Genomic DNA, 15,500 nt, shown 5'->3' on the forward strand with positions numbered 1-15,500 from the left:
GAGAGGTCAGCTCTTGTTGCGCTTGACCTGATTGAACGGTACGCCCCGGTCGGCGGCGTGCTCGCGCGGGAAGCCCAGGATCCGCTCGCCGATGACGTTACGTGCCATCTCGGAGCTGCCGCCGCCCAACGACCCGGTCTGCCGGGACAGGTAGCGCACGCCGATGTCGAGCAGACTCGGGACGTCGCCCGAGCCCTCGTCGACGACGCCGGCCGTGCCGGCGATGGCCAACGCAGTGTCCACTTCCAGTTCGGTGGTCTCGGCGTGGAACAGCCGGATCAATGTGCCCGCATTCGGTGGCAGCGAACCGTTTCCGATCGCCTTGCCGACGTGGTCGATGAGCTGTTTCTTGACGATGCGGCGCACCAGAGCCCGGCCGGCCAGATCCTGCACCCGGGCGTCGTCGCCCTGGCCGGTGGCCTCGGCCAGCCCGACGTGGTCTGGCGGCATCTCGTTCGCGTTCTCGGCCCCGGTCCCGCTGGCGAACTCGGATCCGCCACCGACCGCCCGCCGTTCGTGATGCAGCTGACGCGAGGCGACGGTCCAGCCATCGTTGACCTCGCCCACCACGGCGTCCGCGGGCAGTTCCAGGTTGTCGAAGAACTCCTCGCAGAACTCCTCGTTGCCGTTCACCTCGGTGATACGGCGCATCGTGATGCCCGGCGCGTTCAGCGGCACCAGGAACATGGTCAGACCCTCGTGTTTGGGTACGGTCCAATCGGTACGGGCCAGCATCAGCCCGTAGTCGGCGGCAAATGCACTGGTGCTCCAGGTCTTGGCGCCGTTGATGATCCACGTATCGCCGCGGAGCTCGGCGCGGGTGATGACACCGGCCAGATCCGAGCCGCCGCTGGGCTCGGACAACAGCTGGCAGAGCACCTCGTCACCGCGGATGGCCGCCGAGATGCGTTCGCGCTTCTGCTCAACGCTACCCATATCGAGAATCGTCGCGGCGCAGATGGTGAACGACGGGGTGTTGAGGATCAACGGCATCTCGTAGTTCACGCACTCGTCGTTGAACGCTTGCTGGTAGGCGTAATCCAGGCCCAGGCCGCCGTACTCGCGCGGGAAGCAGATGCCGGCGAACCCGCCCGCGTACAGACGCTTCTGCAGTTCCTTTGCGCGCTCCCAAGACTCGGACTCGGCCCGCACGGCGAACGGCGGGTTTTCCGGATCGATGGAGGGCATGTTCTCGGCCAGCCACGTCCGGGCGCGCAGCGCGAACTCCTCGACAGACTCTGTTGTGGCGGTGGTGCTCACGGTGTCGGTCATACCCCAACTTCCTCGGCTGCACGGTTCTTGCGGCTCAGCGCGTACACGGCGCGATGGTGGTCCTCGGGCGAGCCGTACATCGCCCGGTACAGGGCAACCCGCCGCAGATACAGATGCAGATCGTGTTCCCACGTCACCCCGATGCCGCCGTGCAACTGCACACAGTCCTGCAGCATCACGGGGGCACGTTCGGCCACATAGGCTTTCGCCACGCTCACCAGCTTCGGCGCCTCGGGGGAGCGGCCGGCCACCGCCGCCACGGCCCCCGCTGTGGTGGCCCGAGCAGCTTCGAACCACATTTTCATATCGGCGGCACGATGCTTGAGGGCCTGGTAGGAGGCCAGCGGCCGGCCGAAGCTGTGTCGGTCTATGAGCCACTGGTTGGTCATCGTGAGCACGGCATCGAGGATTCCGACGATCTCGGCGCACTGCAGCAGCAGGGCCACCTGGCGCTGGCGTTCGAGGATGGCCGGTGTCTGCTCGGCGGTGCCGACGGCGGCGGATTCGCCGACCTCGACGCCGTCGAATTGCACTCTGGCATAACGCTTGACCAGATCGACCGAGCTCTGGGTGGTGACGGTGACTCCGGCAGCATCGGTGGGTACCACGAACTGCCGGATCTGCCCGTCACACACCGCAAGCACCAACAGCGTGCCACTGCGGTCCCCGGCCTCGACCCGGTCCTTGATGCCGTCGATGCGGTAGCCCGACCCCGTGCGGGTGGCCGTCGTGGAGACATCGACGGCCGACCGCAGGGCATCGAACGGCTGGTTGGGCTCGTAGACCGCCCAGGACGCCACGGTTTCCCCGGACACCAGCGATTCGATCAATTCCACATGACCGCTTGGTGCTTCGACCAGGCCGGCCAGCACGGTACTGACCGGATGCAGCGGGCCAGGGGTGACGGTGTGGCCCAACTGTTCGGCCAGCAGAGCCAGGTCGGTCACACCGTCCCCGGAGGGGCTGCCACCACCGAGCTCCTCGGGGACCAACAGGCTGGCCCACCCCAATTCTGCTGCGCGGCCCCACCATTGGACGTCGAAAGAGTTGCCTTCGTCGTGCAACTGACGCACCCGGCTCAGCGGCACCTCCTTTTCGAGGAAGGCCTGCGCGGTGGAGGTGAACAGCATCTGTTCGGGATTTGCCACATCGGTCATGTAGTCGGCCCAGCTTCTTGTCGAGTAGTGGACTAGATCAGGTCAGGACGAGCGCCGGGACGTCGGGCCGGTAGACCTTCTTGTTCTCGACCTTGAACAGGTCGACAAGGTTGCCGCCCATGACCTTTCGGACTCCCTCGTCGTCCAGGCCGTGCGCCACCAGATCGTCGACGAGATTGATCGGATCGGCCAGTCCCTCGGGGTGCGGCCAGTCAGACCCGAAGATGACGCGGTCGATGCCGCACAGATCGGCCATCTTCTTGAAGTCGTCCTCCCAGAACGGGGCGACGTACACGCACCGCTTGAAGGCCTCGACCGGATCCTCTGGGAACTCCTGCGGCATCTTCGAGTAGACGTCTTTGAATTGGTAGAACAGGTAGGGCACCCACGAGGCGCCGTTCTCCACCGACAAGATGCGCAGATCGGGGTTGCGCGTCAGCGCCCCGTGGCACACCAGCGCAGCCATGGTGTCTTCGATCGGCCGCTTGCCCATCGCCACCATCCGGAACGACGTCGGCTTGAACGGCAGGAACTCGTCGGCCGGTTCCCAATCGTTGAGGTACTGGGCATATCCGCTGTCGGAGGCGTGCATGCACACCGGGATACCGGCCTTGACGCAGGCATCCCAGAACGGGTCAAACTCCGGGAATCCCAGCGAGCGGGTGCCGCGGTAGCCGGGCACCGGCGCCGGACGGACGAGGACGGTCTTGGCGCCGCGCTCCAGGCACCACTCGAGCTCTTCGAGGGCACGGTCGACGACACCGAGGTTGATGACCGGGGTGGAGAAGATGCGGTCGGCGTAGTTGAACTGCCAGGTCTCGTACATCCACTCGTTGAGGGCGTGGATGATGTCGAGGATCAGGTCGGGATCGTCCTTGAGTCGTTCCTCGACGAGGCTGGCCAGCGTCGGGAACATGATCGTGTAGTCCAGGCCGAGGCCGTCGAGAACCTCAAGGCGCGCTTCGGGATTGCGGAACGCGGGGATGGCCTTCATCGGCTTGCCCATCACCTCGCGGTAGCTCTTGCCGCCGCTGCCGTGCCGGAAGTATTCCTCCTGGGCCCCGGGCCGGGCCACGACCTCGAACGTGGGGTTCGGGATGTAGTCACTGATCTGGTTGCGCACCACGATCTTCGTGCGGCCGTGCACATCGATGTAGTCGATGACGCCCTTGCGGTGCTCAGGCAGGAACTTGGTCAGCGCTTCTTTGGGCTCATAGAAGTGGTTGTCCGCGTCGAACACCGGATAGGAAAGCTCGCGTGAGGGCATGTTCACCTCCTGGAAGAGTCACGTTTCCAAAACTGGTAATGACGTTACCACGGGGTAACAGGTACGGACGAGCCGATTCGGGCGATCGCTCAGCAGTCGGAAAAAGTACTGGTCAGAAGCGGGATCAGGGCATCAGGCCGCGCAGGCAGAACTGCGCGATGTGCTCGCCGTCGACAGGCGTGCCGTTGAGCTCCACACCGAGGGACCGCAACCGCATCGCCCCCAACACCGACTGCATGACGAGCGTCGCGGTGGTCGGCACGTCGATGTCCGGGCGGAAGTCGCCGGTTTCCATTCCGCGACGGAGGATGTCGCCGATGAGCTGGTGCAACGGTGCCAGCACCCGCGCGTATTCGCGGGGCAGCGACTCGGCCAGATGGTCGTTGTAGAACGTCAGCCCGCGGTTGATGCTGTCCTGAGTGCTCGAGGAGGCCGGCGTGGTGATGCGCTCGATCAGAGTCGCCAGTGCCTCGGGGCCGGCCAACCCGTCGGTGTCGACGCGCCAGCGCTGCGTGGACTCAGCCATGATCGTGTCGATGAGTGCGAGCAGCAGCTCATCCTTCGTAGAAAAGTGCTGGTAAAACGACCGCAGCGAGGTCTTCGAGCGTTCCACCACCTCGAGCACGGTGAAGTCGGTCCGTCCGGTCTCGCCGAGGATGGCCAGGGCCGACTTCATGAAGCGCCGGACCCGGTCCGCCTGCGCCTCGGCGCGAGTTGTCTCCGACGGTCGTTCGGCCGGCCTAGCCATTGCGCCCATCACCTCCGTCATGCTCCACTTGCGAGAATGACGTTACCGGTTCTGTAGAAGCAATAGGCGGGTTGTGATTGAGCGAGTGGTTTCTGTTCCTGCCGCAGGTGCGGTTGGACGTCGGCGACATCGTCGAACGCGCGAAGGTGGCCGAGGCCAGCGGATTTGACGGCATCGCGTTCATCGATCACTTGGAGGCGCCCGGTGCCACCCACCAAAGCATCTGGGAGGCAATGACTGTCGCCACTTGGGTAGCTGCCCGCACCGAGCGTCTGCGGATCGGCCATCTGGTGCTGTGCGACGCGTTCCGGCATCCGGCGGTACTGGCGAAACAGGCCGTCACACTGTCGGAGGCCAGCGGTGGCCGGTTCGAGCTTGGCCTTGGTTCGGGTTCCTGGCCGCGGGAGTTCGAGCGATTCGGGATCGAGACCGGGGACGCGGCGGCACGGGTTCGCAGGCTGGGGGAGACCCTGCAGCTGCTGGGCCAATACTGGGGCGACGGCGAGCGTGGGCAGGTACCCCGGCTCGGACACCCAATTCCGTTGGTGCTCGGCGGAACTGGTAGACGCATGATGGAGCTGGTGCGGACGCACGCCGACTGGTGGAACATCCCGTCCCATCAGCTCGACCGGCTGCCCGCCCTGTTGCCGACCGTCGGCTCGGCCCGTGTCTCCCTGCAACAGATGGTCGGATTCGTGGGTCGCGGCGCGGATCGAGCGGCGGTGACAGACCGCAGCACGCGACTGTTCGGACACCTCGGTGACGGGCTGGTGTGCGGAGACGCCGCAGAACTCACCGAACACTTCGCCGGACTGGCCGCCCAGGGCGTCGAACGCTTCTACGTCTGGTTCGCGGATTTCGCCGCACCACAGATCATTTCGGAATTCGCCGAGACAGTCATCAACGCATGACAGAGAGGAAAAACATGACCACAGAATCCCAGGCTGCCGTACCGACGCAATGGACGCTGCAGATGCTGCTCGACCTGTTCGACGCAGAACCCGCCGGAGAGAACCGCTTCACCGTGCCGAGTGGGATCGCCGGGGTGGACGAGCGTCAGGTGGTAGAGGGTACGCAGATCCTGGGCGCGGCGATCGTCGCGGCGGCAAAGCGATTTCCGGAGAAGTCGATTCGCACCGCGCATGCCGTGTTCGCCCGGGCCGTCCTGGTGGGCCCGCCGGTCGAGCTCGACATCGACGTGATCAGTGAGGGACGTTCCACGGCCACCGCGGTGATCAGTGCCTCGCAGAACGGCAAGCGCTGCATCACCATCACGGTGCTGGCCGACGTGCCGTCCGGAGACGTGATCCGCCATCACCTGCCGCGGCCGGAGGTGGCGGGGCCGGCCGATGCCAACGTCTCGCACATGCCGATGACCGGACGCGAGCTGCGGCTGGTCGACGTCGTCGACGTCAACAGCCCTGACGAGGTCGGGCCGCCCGAGCTGTATGCCTGGCTGCACTATGACCCCGTCCCGGCCCGCGACGATCTGGCCAAGGCCTTGATCGCGTATTTCACCGGGCACCTGGGTATTTCGACCACCATGCGGGCCCACGAAGGCATCGGCACTGCCCAGGCCCACCTGACGGTGTCGACCGCGCCGATGACCGTCACGGTCAGCTTCCACGAGCCGGTCCGCTGGGACGGCTGGTTGCTCTACAGCCATGAGAGCACTCAAGTGGGCGCGGGCATGTCGTATGTGCGCGGTGCGGTACACACCGAAGAGGGCGAGTTGATCGCATCGTTCAGTCAGGACGGGTTGATCCGTCCGCTGCGCACTACCGACACCAAGATCTCCGAGCACGCCCGGTTGTAGCGGGCGCCAGATCGGCCTCGGCGGCATCCATGACGTCGTTGAAGACCTTGGTGAGGGCGGGCCGTCCGACCCAGCGGGTCAGGGCGGCACCGACGATCGGGAACTTGACCCGGAACGTCGTGGTCCACACCACGTGGGTGCCGCCGTCCACGGCGGTGAAGCTCACCCGACCATGCCGATGCTCCGAGGGCGGGAAGCTGCGTTCGACGGCGTAATCGAAGGAGTGTGGGGCGTCGTAGGCGGTGACGCGTTCGCGGAACCAACCGATCACCCAGAGCAGGATGCGCAGCGCCCCTTGCCCGTAGGCAGCGCCGTGGCCGGGTTCGGCCAGGCGCTGCCTGAGCACCAGTGGGGAACGGGTGAAATTGGCGGCGTTGCTCATGAAGTCGAACACTTCATCCTGAGGCGCGCCGATGGTGCGTTCCACGGTGACGGTCTGCATCAGTCCTCCAGGGATCGAATCACGGTGCGGGTAGTGGTGGCGTCGCGGAGTTTGTCGGGGTTGCGCATCGCGTAGAGCGCGCTGATGAGTCCGTCCGTCACCTCGATGAGCAGCACGGAATCCAGCGCCCCGGCGCGGGAGAACAAGACGGCCGGCAGGCTGTTGTAGCTATCGAACGAGATGTCGAAGCCGGCCATGCTGCCCTGCGCCAGTCCGGCCATGAACTGTGCGACCCGCTGCGGGCCGACGATCGGGCGACGTGCGGCCGACACGTATCCGCCACCGTCGGACAACGCCACGACCTCGGGGGCCAGCACCGCGATGAGGCCGTCGATGTCCCCGGTGTGTGCAGCGTGGAGAAACGTCGTGACGGTGGTACGTGCCAGGTGAGCGTCGGGCGTGAAGCGTCGGCGTCGAGCCTGCACGTGTTCGCGTGCGCGATGGGCGATTTGGCGCACCGTGGCGTCGGATTTGCCGAGCACGCGGGCAATCTCGGGGTGGCTGAAACCGAATACCTCGTTGAGGACGAAGACTACGCGCTCGTCGGGACTGAGTGTCTCCAGCACCAGCAGCATGGCCATCGACACGGATTCGGCGAGGATGGCGTCCTCGCTGACATCGGGTGTGGTCTGGATCGGCTCGGGAAGCCAACTGCCGACGTAGTCCTCGCGCCGGCGTTTGCTCGTGCGAAGCGCGTTGAGTGCCCCGCGGGTGACGATCTGGACCAGATACGCGTGCGGGTACGTGACCCCATCGGCCTTGATCCAGCGCAGGTAGCTGTCCTGCACCACATCTTCGGCGTCTGCGGCGCTACCCAGAATCTCGTAGGCCAGCGTGAAGAGCAGCGGGCGGTGGTGGGCGAATATCTCGGTCGCGTTCAGGTGATCCCCCTATGCCGTCGTGGTCACCCTCTCTGACACCGCGCACAGGTCGAACCGTGACAACGTCGGACTGTGAACCCGATCACATCACAGCCTTCGAGTCAGTCGGCGGACAATGCCGCTTTCAGCACATCGAGCGGCAGCCCACCCAGATCGAGGGCGCGGCTGTGGAATTCCCGCAGCGAGGATCCGCGGCGCAGGGCATCGTCGCGCAGCTCGTGCCAGATCCGTTGTCCGATCGCGTACGACGGGGCCTGCCCGGGCCAGCCGAGGTAGCGGTCGAGTTCGAATCGCAGATTCTCCTCGGCCATCGCCGAATGCGAGGTGAGGAAGTTCCAGGCCCGCTCGGCGTCCCACACCTCACCGTCCGGAGCCGTCATCCCGCAGTGCACGCCGATGTCGATGACCACGCGCGCCGCCCGGAAGCGTTGGGCATCAAGCATTCCCATCCGATCACCCGGATCGTCGAGCCAGCCGAGCTCGGCCATCAACCGCTCGGCGTACAGCGCCCACCCCTCGCCGTGGCCCGACACCCAGCAGCCCAGCCGGCGCCACCGGTTGAGCTGGTCGGCCAACGCCACCGCGCGGCCGATCTGCAGGTGGTGACCGGGAACGCCCTCGTGGAACACCGTGGTGGTTTCCTGCCAGGTGTGGAATCTGTCCACGCCGGGCGGCACCGACCACCACATCCGTCCGGGCCGGGTCCAATCCTCGGACGGTCCGGTGTAATAGATGCCGCCGGTCTGAGTCGGGGCGATCCGGCACTCCAAGGTGCGCAGTGGGCCGTCGATGTCGAAGTGGGTGCCGGCCAGTGCTTCCACGGCGCGGTCGGACAACTCCTGCATCCACGCCTGCAATGCCTCGGTCCCGTGGATGACGTACCGCGCCTCGTCGTCGAGCCGATGCAGCGTCTCGGCCACCGTGGCGCCGGGGTAGAGCTGCTGCGCGATCGATTCTTGTTCGGCCACAACGGCATCGAGCAGGCTCAAGCCCCACTCGTAGGCCTCGTCGAGGTCGACCTCGGTGCCCAGGAACAGCCGTGACATCAACCGGTACGTGTCGCGCCCGCAGGCGTCGGCTTCACGGGCCTGCGGCGCGATGTCCTCGCGCAGTGTTTCGCCGAGTTGCCGGTACGCGTCGGCGGCGGCCTCGGCCCGCCGCTCCAGATCCGTTTTGAGACGCGGGTTGTCCGGCGCGGCACCGGTTCCCATGTCGGCGAACAATCGGGCGATCTGCTGGGCCTGGCTGACCCCGCGGGTGACTTGGCGCCGGGCCGGGGCATTGCCGGCCTGTGCGGCATCCCGTAGCGCCTGGGCGTAGCCGGCAGCGCGTTCGGGAATCTTCGCCAGCCGCGCCGCGATCAGTGCCCAGTCGTCCTCGGTGTCGGTGGCCATCAGGTCGAACACGTCGCGCATGGTCTGCAGCGGCGAGGCGATGACGTTGAGCTCGCCCAGATCGAGTCCGGCCTCGTGCACGTCGATGATCGCGCCGAGGCGTTCACGCAGGGCTGCCACGGTGACCACGTCGACGTCGTCGACCGGTGCCGTGCGGTCGAGTTCGGCCAAGGTGGCCCGGGCCGCCTCGGCCCGTGCGGCGACGCCCTGTGGGGAATAGTCGGTCAGGTCGTCATCGTGACCGGTGATGCCCAACTCTGTTGCGGCACAAGGATCGAGTCGCGCGTACGTATCGAGGTAGCGCTCGGCTACCGCGTCGACGGCGGTGGCGGCCCTAGCCAAGGTTGTTGGTGGCGAAGGTGTCGCACTTGTTCGGGTCACCGGTCTGATAACCGATGGTGAACCACTTCTGCCGTTGTTCGGAGGAACCGTGGGTCCAGGCTTCCGGATTGACCCGCCCCGTCGCTGCGGCCTGGATACGGTCGTCACCCACCGAAGAGGCGGCGGACAGGGCATCGGCGATGTCCTTGTCGCTCAGCGGTTCCAAGAACGGCACGTCGGTGCCTTCCTGCCGGGTGATCGAGGCGTAATGCGCCCAGACGCCGGCGTAGCAGTCGGCCTGCAGCTCGGTGCGGACGCCGCCACCGGTGGCACCCTCAGGATCCTGCTGGGCCCGGCCGAGCACACCGCGCAGGTTCTGCACATGGTGACCGAACTCGTGGGCCACCACGTACTCCTGGGCGAGTGGGCCTCCGCTGGAACCGAACCGGTCGACGAGCACCTGGAAGAAGTCCGTGTCGAAATAGGCGGTGCGGTCCACCGGGCAGTAGAACGGCCCGACGTCACTGGTGGCCGGACCGCACCCGGTCTGAACCTGCCCCTTGAACAAGCGCACGTGCGGACGCGTGTACCCCTTGAGCAGCTGCTGCCACACACCGTCGACCGAGTTGCCGGTTGCGACCACGCGGCACTCGACCTTCTCGTTGGCGTCGGCGCCGGTCTTGCACTGGCTCAGGTCGAAACCCTCGCCGCCGATACCGCTGGTGTCCGTTTGCTGCTGCTGAGGCATCACGGTGCCGGGATCGACGCCGAGAAACATGGCGAGCACGACGATCAGCAGACCGCCGAGACCCCCGCCGATGGCGATACCGCGGCCCGGGCCGCGACCACCGCCGGAACTGGAAGTGGTGCTCGTGTCGATCTGCATACCCTCGTTGAAGGTCATCGCATCACTCCATCGCATTCGGCGGTAGGTCAGTGCTCCACAGCCCGTTCAGCTTCCCACACTACGATTCAGGCGTGTCCGTCGTCGCGGAACATTCGACCATCGCCCACACCTCGCATGGGCGGCTACGCGGCACCCGTGAAGGCGGGGTCAGCGTATGGCGGGGTGTGGAGTATGCGCAGCAGCCTGTCGGTGCGCTGCGCTTCCTGGCTCCGCAGCCGGTGTTGTCCTGGACCGGGGTACGTGACGCGGTCGAGCACGGGCCGTTGCCGCCGCAGGGCCGCTCGTTCGTCGGGGGAGGCCGCGATGATCCCAAGGTCCGCGACGAGGCGTGCCTGACCCTCACCGTCTGGTCCCCGGACACGGGCGGATCGCTGCCGGTGATGGTGTGGATCCCCGGTGGGGCGTTCGTCTACGGGGCCGGGCAGCTGCAGCTGTACAACGGCTCGCGGCTGGCCGCCAATGGCAACGTGGTGGTCGTCAATGTCACCTATCGGCTCGGCGTGTTCGGCGGGTTCGAACTCGGTGATCTGGGGGAGGGATTCGACGACAACCTGTGTCTGCGTGATCAGATCGCGGCGCTGCGATGGGTGCGCGACAACATCGCGGCATTCGGCGGTGACCCGGGCCAGGTGACGGTGTTCGGTGAATCGGCCGGTGCCACTTCGGTGTTGGCGCTGCTGGCCAGCCCGCCTGCCGACGGGTTGTTCACCAGGGCGATTGCGCAGAGCCCGGCCCTGCCGCTGATCGCCGACCGCGAGGACCGGGCACGTCAGTCGCGTCGCTTCATGCAGTTGCTCGGCGTCGGCGCCGAGCAACTCAAGGTGTTGCCGCAGCGGCAGTTGCGACGGGCCGCCGGTCAGCTGCAACTGGAAAGCGCACAACAGACTCCGACGCTGGCTTACGGGCTGACGCATGGCGTGGACCTGCTGCCACTGCACCCGATCGAGGCTGCCCGCGCCGGGGCGGTGACGCCGGTGCCGCTGATCATCGGCACCAACAGCCACGAAGCGTCGATGTTCGCCTGGGGCAAGCCGCCGATGCTTCCGACCACCCTTGCCGGCGTCGAAAACTACTTCCGCCGCCAGCCCGCGCACGTCCGGGATCAGGTCCTGGCCGGCTATCCGGAATTCCCCCGCCGCCGCGCACTGGTGGCGTTCGGTTCCGACGTCATGTTCGGCGCGCCCACCTGGGCGTTCGCCGACGCCTACAGCGCTCAGGCGCCCACCCACGCCTATCGGTTCGACCACACCACCTGGACGCTCAAGGTGTTGGGGCTCGGCGCCACCCACGGCAGCGAGATCGTTCACATCCAGCACAGCTACGGGTCCTACCTCGGCCGTAAGCTGCACCCGTTGGGGCGGCGGGTGCAGCCGTCCGTGGGTCGGCGGATGCAGCGCACCTGGCTCGATTTCGCCACCGCGGAGGTCGCCGACTGGCCGCACTACGACGTCGCCCGGCGACTGACCCGGGTGATCCGGTCCTCGCGCGACGAGACCCTTGCCGATCCCGACGCGGTTCGACGCAAGGTGTGGCAGGAGCTCTTCTAAGTGTTGTAACGCTGGTCGGTGTACCGGCGCAGGTTGTGCAGGAAGCGCTGGAACATCCACGCCATCACCGGCCGGCCGAGCATCATCCCGATCTGACCCGCCAGCCCGCTGGGTTTCAGTGCCATGACCCAGGTCAGATGGCAGCCCTCCCCGGTGGGCACGACGCGGTAGTCCTCGGCGAACGCCGAGATCGCGTTCGACGTGCTGGTGTTGAACCGGAAAGCCATGTGGGAGAAGGGCTCCCACGCCAGGAATTCCTCGTCGCCCACGATGTGTCCGCGCATCGTGACGGTACGGGTGGTGCCCACACCGCGAGGCTCCGGGCTCGTCCACTCCACATTGGTGATCACCGTCGCCCACTGCGGCCACGAGCTCGCATCGCTGAGGACCTCGAACAGTTGCTCGGGCGTGATGGCGAGATCGACGGTGCTGACAAAGCGGAACGGTGCACGGTCGATGAAGTCCAACTCGACACGCTCACATGGGTAGGTCCGGGCCATGGGTAGACAGACTAGGTCAAGCTGTCTACTCAGCTGGCGTCCCACGTCGCCCCTGCCGGACGGGTCTCTAGACTGGTCAGTCGTCCCACCAGTCAACATTCAGGAGTATTCGTGCTGCGCAGTCATGCCGCCGGTTCGTTGCGGCCCGCGGATGCCGGTCAAACGGTCACATTGGCGGGGTGGGTGGCGCGTCGCCGTGACCACGGCGGCGTGATCTTCATCGATCTGCGCGACGCGTCAGGCGTGTCGCAGGTGGTGTTCCGGGAAGGTGACGTTCTCGCCGCTGCCCACCGGCTTCGCGCCGAGTTCTGCATCGCCGTCACCGGTGTGGTCGAGGTCCGTCCCGAGGGCAACGAGAACGCCGAGATCCCGACCGGGCAGATCGAGGTCAATGCCACCTCGTTGACCGTGCTGTCCGAGAGTGCCCCGCTGCCGTTCCAGCTCGACGAGACGGCCGGTGAGGAAGCCCGGCTCAAGTACCGCTACCTGGATCTGCGCCGTGAGGGCCCGGGCAACGCAATCCGGTTGCGTTCCAAGGTGAATGCGGCTGCGCGCGGGGTGCTGGCCGAGCACGACTTCGTCGAGATCGAGACGCCGACGCTCACCCGCTCGACTCCGGAGGGCGCCCGCGACTTCCTGGTGCCCGCCCGGCTCCAACCTGGCTCGTTCTACGCCCTGCCACAGAGCCCGCAGCTGTTCAAGCAGCTGCTCATGGTGGCGGGTATGGAGCGCTATTACCAGATCGCCCGGTGCTACCGCGACGAGGACTTCCGCGCCGACCGTCAGCCCGAGTTCACCCAGCTCGACATGGAGCTCAGCTTCGTCGACGCCGACGACGTGATGGGTATCGCCGAGCAGGTGCTGAAGGCGGTCTGGTCGACCATCGGTTATGATTTGCCGCTGCCGTTGCCGCGGATCAGCTACGACGAGGCGATGCGCCGGTTCGGCTCCGACAAGCCCGACCTGCGCTTCGGTGTCGAACTCATCGAGTGCACCGAGTACTTCAAGGACACGCCGTTCCGGGTGTTCCAGGCGCCGTACGTGGGCGCTGTGGTGATGGAGGGTGGGGCGTCGCAGCCGCGTCGCACCCTCGACGGCTGGCAGGAGTTCGCCAAGCAGCGCGGCCACAAGGGCCTGGCCTATGTGCTGGTGGGCGAGGACGGATCGCTGGGCGGACCGGTGGCCAAGAACCTTACCGACGCCGAGCGCGACGGCCTGGCCGCCCATGTCGGTGCCAAACCCGGTGACTGCGTGTTCTTCGCGGCGGGTCCGGCGCGCACGGCGCGGGCCCTGCTGGGCGCCACCCGCATCGAGATCGCCAAGCGCCTGGATCTGATCGACCCGGCGGCCTGGGCGTTCACGTGGGTGGTGGACTTTCCGATGTTCGAGCCCGCTTCCGCTGCGGTGGAGTCCGGCGACGTCGCCGTCGGTTCGGGTGCCTGGACGGCCGTGCACCACGCCTTCACCGCGCCGAAGGTCGAATCGGAGGACACCTTCGATACCGATCCCGGCAGCGCGCTGTCCGACGCCTACGACATCGTCTGCAACGGCAACGAGATCGGCGGCGGCTCGATCCGTATCCATCGACGCGACATCCAGGAGCGGGTGTTTGCCATGATGGGCATCGATCACGACGAAGCGCAGGAAAAGTTCGGATTCCTGTTGGATGCCTTTGCCTTCGGCGCCCCGCCGCACGGCGGCATCGCGTTCGGCTGGGACCGGATCACCGCGCTGCTGGCCGGCGTGGACTCGATCCGTGAGGTCATCGCGTTCCCCAAGTCCGGCGGTGGTGTTGACCCGCTGACCGATGCGCCTGCGCCGATCACCCCGCAGCAGCGCAAGGAATCGGGAATAGACGCCAAGCCCGAGGAGCTCAAGAAGGCATGAGCGATATCGATCCTGATTTCGACAAGAGCGAACTGGTCGCCGACGTGGCGGCCCTCGATGACTTCAACCGCAACGTCGTCGAGGAATTCCGGGCCAACGGCGGCAAGGTGGGCGGCCCCTTCGAGGGTGGCACGCTGTTGCTGCTGCACACCACCGGGGCCAAATCGGGTCAGCCGCGGCTGTCCCCGCTGGCGTACCTGGACATCGACGGCAAGGTGCTGATCGTCGGTTCCTATGCCGGCGGTCCCAAGGACCCGGCGTGGGTGCACAACTTGCGGGCCACCCCGCAGGCCCGCATCGAGATCGGCATCGACGCCTACGACGTGACGGCCCGGGAGCTGCCCGCCGACGAGCGCGACGCGGCGTACCCCAAGATCGTCGAGCGGGCCCCCGTCTTCGCCGAGTACCAGGCCAAGACCACCCGGGCGATTCCGCTGTTTGAACTCCAGCGGGTTTGACTCGAAATTTGCCCGCCTGGTGAGCGACAACCGGTTTTGTTCGTGAAAACCGTTGCTGGTGTGCTTGCGTGAGAGTAGCATCGAACATGTGTTCGAATTGCTGGATCTGCCGTCGCTCTCCGATGCGGCGCTGATTGATGCGTTGGAGCATGCGACGCGGGCTGAGGCGGTCGCCGCGGCTGAGCGGTTGGCGCTGATCGGGGAGGTCGTGGCCCGTCATTGCGACGACGAGGATGAGGTGTCGGCGCATTCGGCGATTGACGGGTGGGAACTGGCGGCCGCGGCGGTGAGCGGGGCGTGCAATCTGGGTCGGCGTCAGGCCTCGGCGCAGATGCGTATCGCTCAGGCGCTGCGGGAGCGGTTGCCGAAGGTGGCGGCGGAGTTCGCCCTTGGTGAGGTTTCGGCGAAGGTGATCGCGGCGATCACCTGGCACACCCAGAACATCATCGATCCCGAGGCGTTGGAGTTGGTCGATGCCGCGTTGGCCGGTACCGCCCATAGTTACGGTGCGTTGTCGGTGGACAAGGCCGAGCAGGCCATCGCTGTGTGGGTGGAAAAGTTCGAGCCGGCCGCGGTGCGTCGTGGCCGTACCGGCGCGCGTAGTCGTGATGTCAGCTTCGGTGATGTCGATGACCCGAACGGGACCGTGTCGATCTGGGGCCGGTTGTTGGCCACCGATGCGGCCTTGTTGAAGAAGGTGTTGAGCGAGATGGCCCGGGGTGTGTGTGAGGCCGATCCGCGGACCATGGCGCAGCGTCGCGCTGATGCGTTGGGGGCGTTGGCGGTCGGGGCCGAGCGGTTGACCTGCCAGTGTGGCAGCCCGCAGTGCCCGGCCGCCGGGGTTGATCCACGCTCGAGCAGTGTGGTGGTCCACCTGCTCACCGATCAGCTGCCCCAACACGT

General features: G+C 66.4%; 15 protein-coding genes. 6 read left to right on the plus strand and 9 right to left on the minus strand.

What is annotated here, in order from left to right:
• Positions 1-6: 6 nt before the first annotated feature.
• From A5699_RS00555 to A5699_RS00570, 4 genes are all read right to left on the minus strand, one after another.
• A complete protein-coding gene (locus A5699_RS00555) occupies positions 7-1,272 on the minus strand; it encodes an acyl-CoA dehydrogenase family protein (RefSeq protein WP_067763867.1) in 1,266 nt (421 codons plus the stop codon).
• Positions 1,269-2,429, minus strand: coding sequence for an acyl-CoA dehydrogenase family protein (locus A5699_RS00560; protein WP_067763870.1), 1,161 nt, complete (start codon positions 2,427-2,429; stop codon positions 1,269-1,271). The genes A5699_RS00555 and A5699_RS00560 overlap by 4 nt, the downstream gene beginning before the upstream one ends.
• A 37-nt stretch (positions 2,430-2,466) precedes the next feature.
• Positions 2,467-3,696, minus strand: a complete 1,230-nt coding sequence (locus A5699_RS00565) for an amidohydrolase family protein (RefSeq protein ID WP_067763906.1) — start codon at positions 3,694-3,696, stop codon at positions 2,467-2,469.
• Positions 3,697-3,820: 124 nt separating this feature from the next.
• Complete coding sequence (locus A5699_RS00570) at positions 3,821-4,444, minus strand: TetR/AcrR family transcriptional regulator (protein ID WP_067763910.1); 624 nt, start codon at positions 4,442-4,444, stop codon at positions 3,821-3,823.
• A 77-nt stretch (positions 4,445-4,521) separates the two neighbouring features.
• On the opposite strand from A5699_RS00570, the gene A5699_RS00575 reads away from it, so the two are divergent.
• Positions 4,522-5,355: an LLM class flavin-dependent oxidoreductase gene (locus A5699_RS00575; protein ID WP_067763873.1), complete on the plus strand. Its 834-nt coding sequence runs from the start codon at positions 4,522-4,524 to the stop codon at positions 5,353-5,355.
• Positions 5,356-5,369: 14 nt separating this feature from the next.
• The gene (locus tag A5699_RS00580; RefSeq protein ID WP_067763875.1) at positions 5,370-6,260 is read left to right on the plus strand and encodes an acyl-CoA thioesterase II; all 891 of its coding nucleotides are present in this window, start codon (positions 5,370-5,372) and stop codon (positions 6,258-6,260) included.
• Here A5699_RS00580 and A5699_RS00585 read toward each other — a convergent pair.
• From A5699_RS00585 to A5699_RS00600, 4 genes are all read right to left on the minus strand, one after another.
• The gene (locus tag A5699_RS00585) at positions 6,223-6,702 is read right to left on the minus strand and encodes an SRPBCC family protein (RefSeq protein WP_067763878.1); all 480 of its coding nucleotides are present in this window, start codon (positions 6,700-6,702) and stop codon (positions 6,223-6,225) included. The two genes, A5699_RS00580 and A5699_RS00585, sit on opposite strands and share 38 nt — an antisense overlap.
• Positions 6,702-7,583: an RNA polymerase sigma-70 factor gene (locus tag A5699_RS00590; RefSeq protein WP_067763880.1), complete on the minus strand. Its 882-nt coding sequence runs from the start codon at positions 7,581-7,583 to the stop codon at positions 6,702-6,704. The genes A5699_RS00585 and A5699_RS00590 overlap by 1 nt, the downstream gene beginning before the upstream one ends.
• Before the next feature lie 101 nt (positions 7,584-7,684).
• Positions 7,685-9,319 (minus strand): DUF885 domain-containing protein, encoded by a 1,635-nt coding sequence (locus A5699_RS00595; RefSeq protein ID WP_067763882.1) that lies wholly within the window; start codon positions 9,317-9,319, stop codon positions 7,685-7,687.
• Complete coding sequence (locus A5699_RS00600; RefSeq protein ID WP_067763885.1) at positions 9,312-10,202, minus strand: neutral zinc metallopeptidase; 891 nt, start codon at positions 10,200-10,202, stop codon at positions 9,312-9,314. Before A5699_RS00600 ends, A5699_RS00595 begins: the two co-directional genes overlap by 8 nt.
• Before the next feature lie 74 nt (positions 10,203-10,276).
• On the opposite strand from A5699_RS00600, the gene A5699_RS00605 reads away from it, so the two are divergent.
• Entirely contained in the window at positions 10,277-11,752 is a 1,476-nt protein-coding gene (locus A5699_RS00605) for a carboxylesterase/lipase family protein (protein ID WP_067763913.1), read from the plus strand.
• Here the strand turns inward: A5699_RS00605 and A5699_RS00610 are convergent.
• On the minus strand, positions 11,749-12,252 hold the full coding sequence (locus A5699_RS00610) for an SRPBCC family protein (protein ID WP_067763887.1): 504 nt from the start codon (positions 12,250-12,252) through the stop codon (positions 11,749-11,751). The two genes, A5699_RS00605 and A5699_RS00610, sit on opposite strands and share 4 nt — an antisense overlap.
• A 111-nt stretch (positions 12,253-12,363) precedes the next feature.
• Between A5699_RS00610 and aspS the strand changes: the two genes are divergently transcribed.
• The 3 genes from aspS to A5699_RS00625 form a co-directional block, all read left to right on the plus strand.
• Positions 12,364-14,139 (plus strand): aspartate--tRNA ligase, encoded by a 1,776-nt coding sequence (gene aspS, locus A5699_RS00615; RefSeq protein ID WP_067763891.1) that lies wholly within the window; start codon positions 12,364-12,366, stop codon positions 14,137-14,139.
• The gene (locus tag A5699_RS00620) at positions 14,136-14,597 is read left to right on the plus strand and encodes a nitroreductase family deazaflavin-dependent oxidoreductase (protein ID WP_067763894.1); all 462 of its coding nucleotides are present in this window, start codon (positions 14,136-14,138) and stop codon (positions 14,595-14,597) included. The genes aspS and A5699_RS00620 overlap by 4 nt, the downstream gene beginning before the upstream one ends.
• An 88-nt stretch (positions 14,598-14,685) precedes the next feature.
• Positions 14,686-15,500: DUF222 domain-containing protein (locus A5699_RS00625; protein WP_197508150.1), on the plus strand; the 815-nt coding region annotated here is incomplete at its 3' end.

The organism is Mycobacterium sp. E802, from assembly GCF_001666875.1.
Taxonomy (GTDB): domain Bacteria; phylum Actinomycetota; class Actinomycetes; order Mycobacteriales; family Mycobacteriaceae; genus Mycobacterium.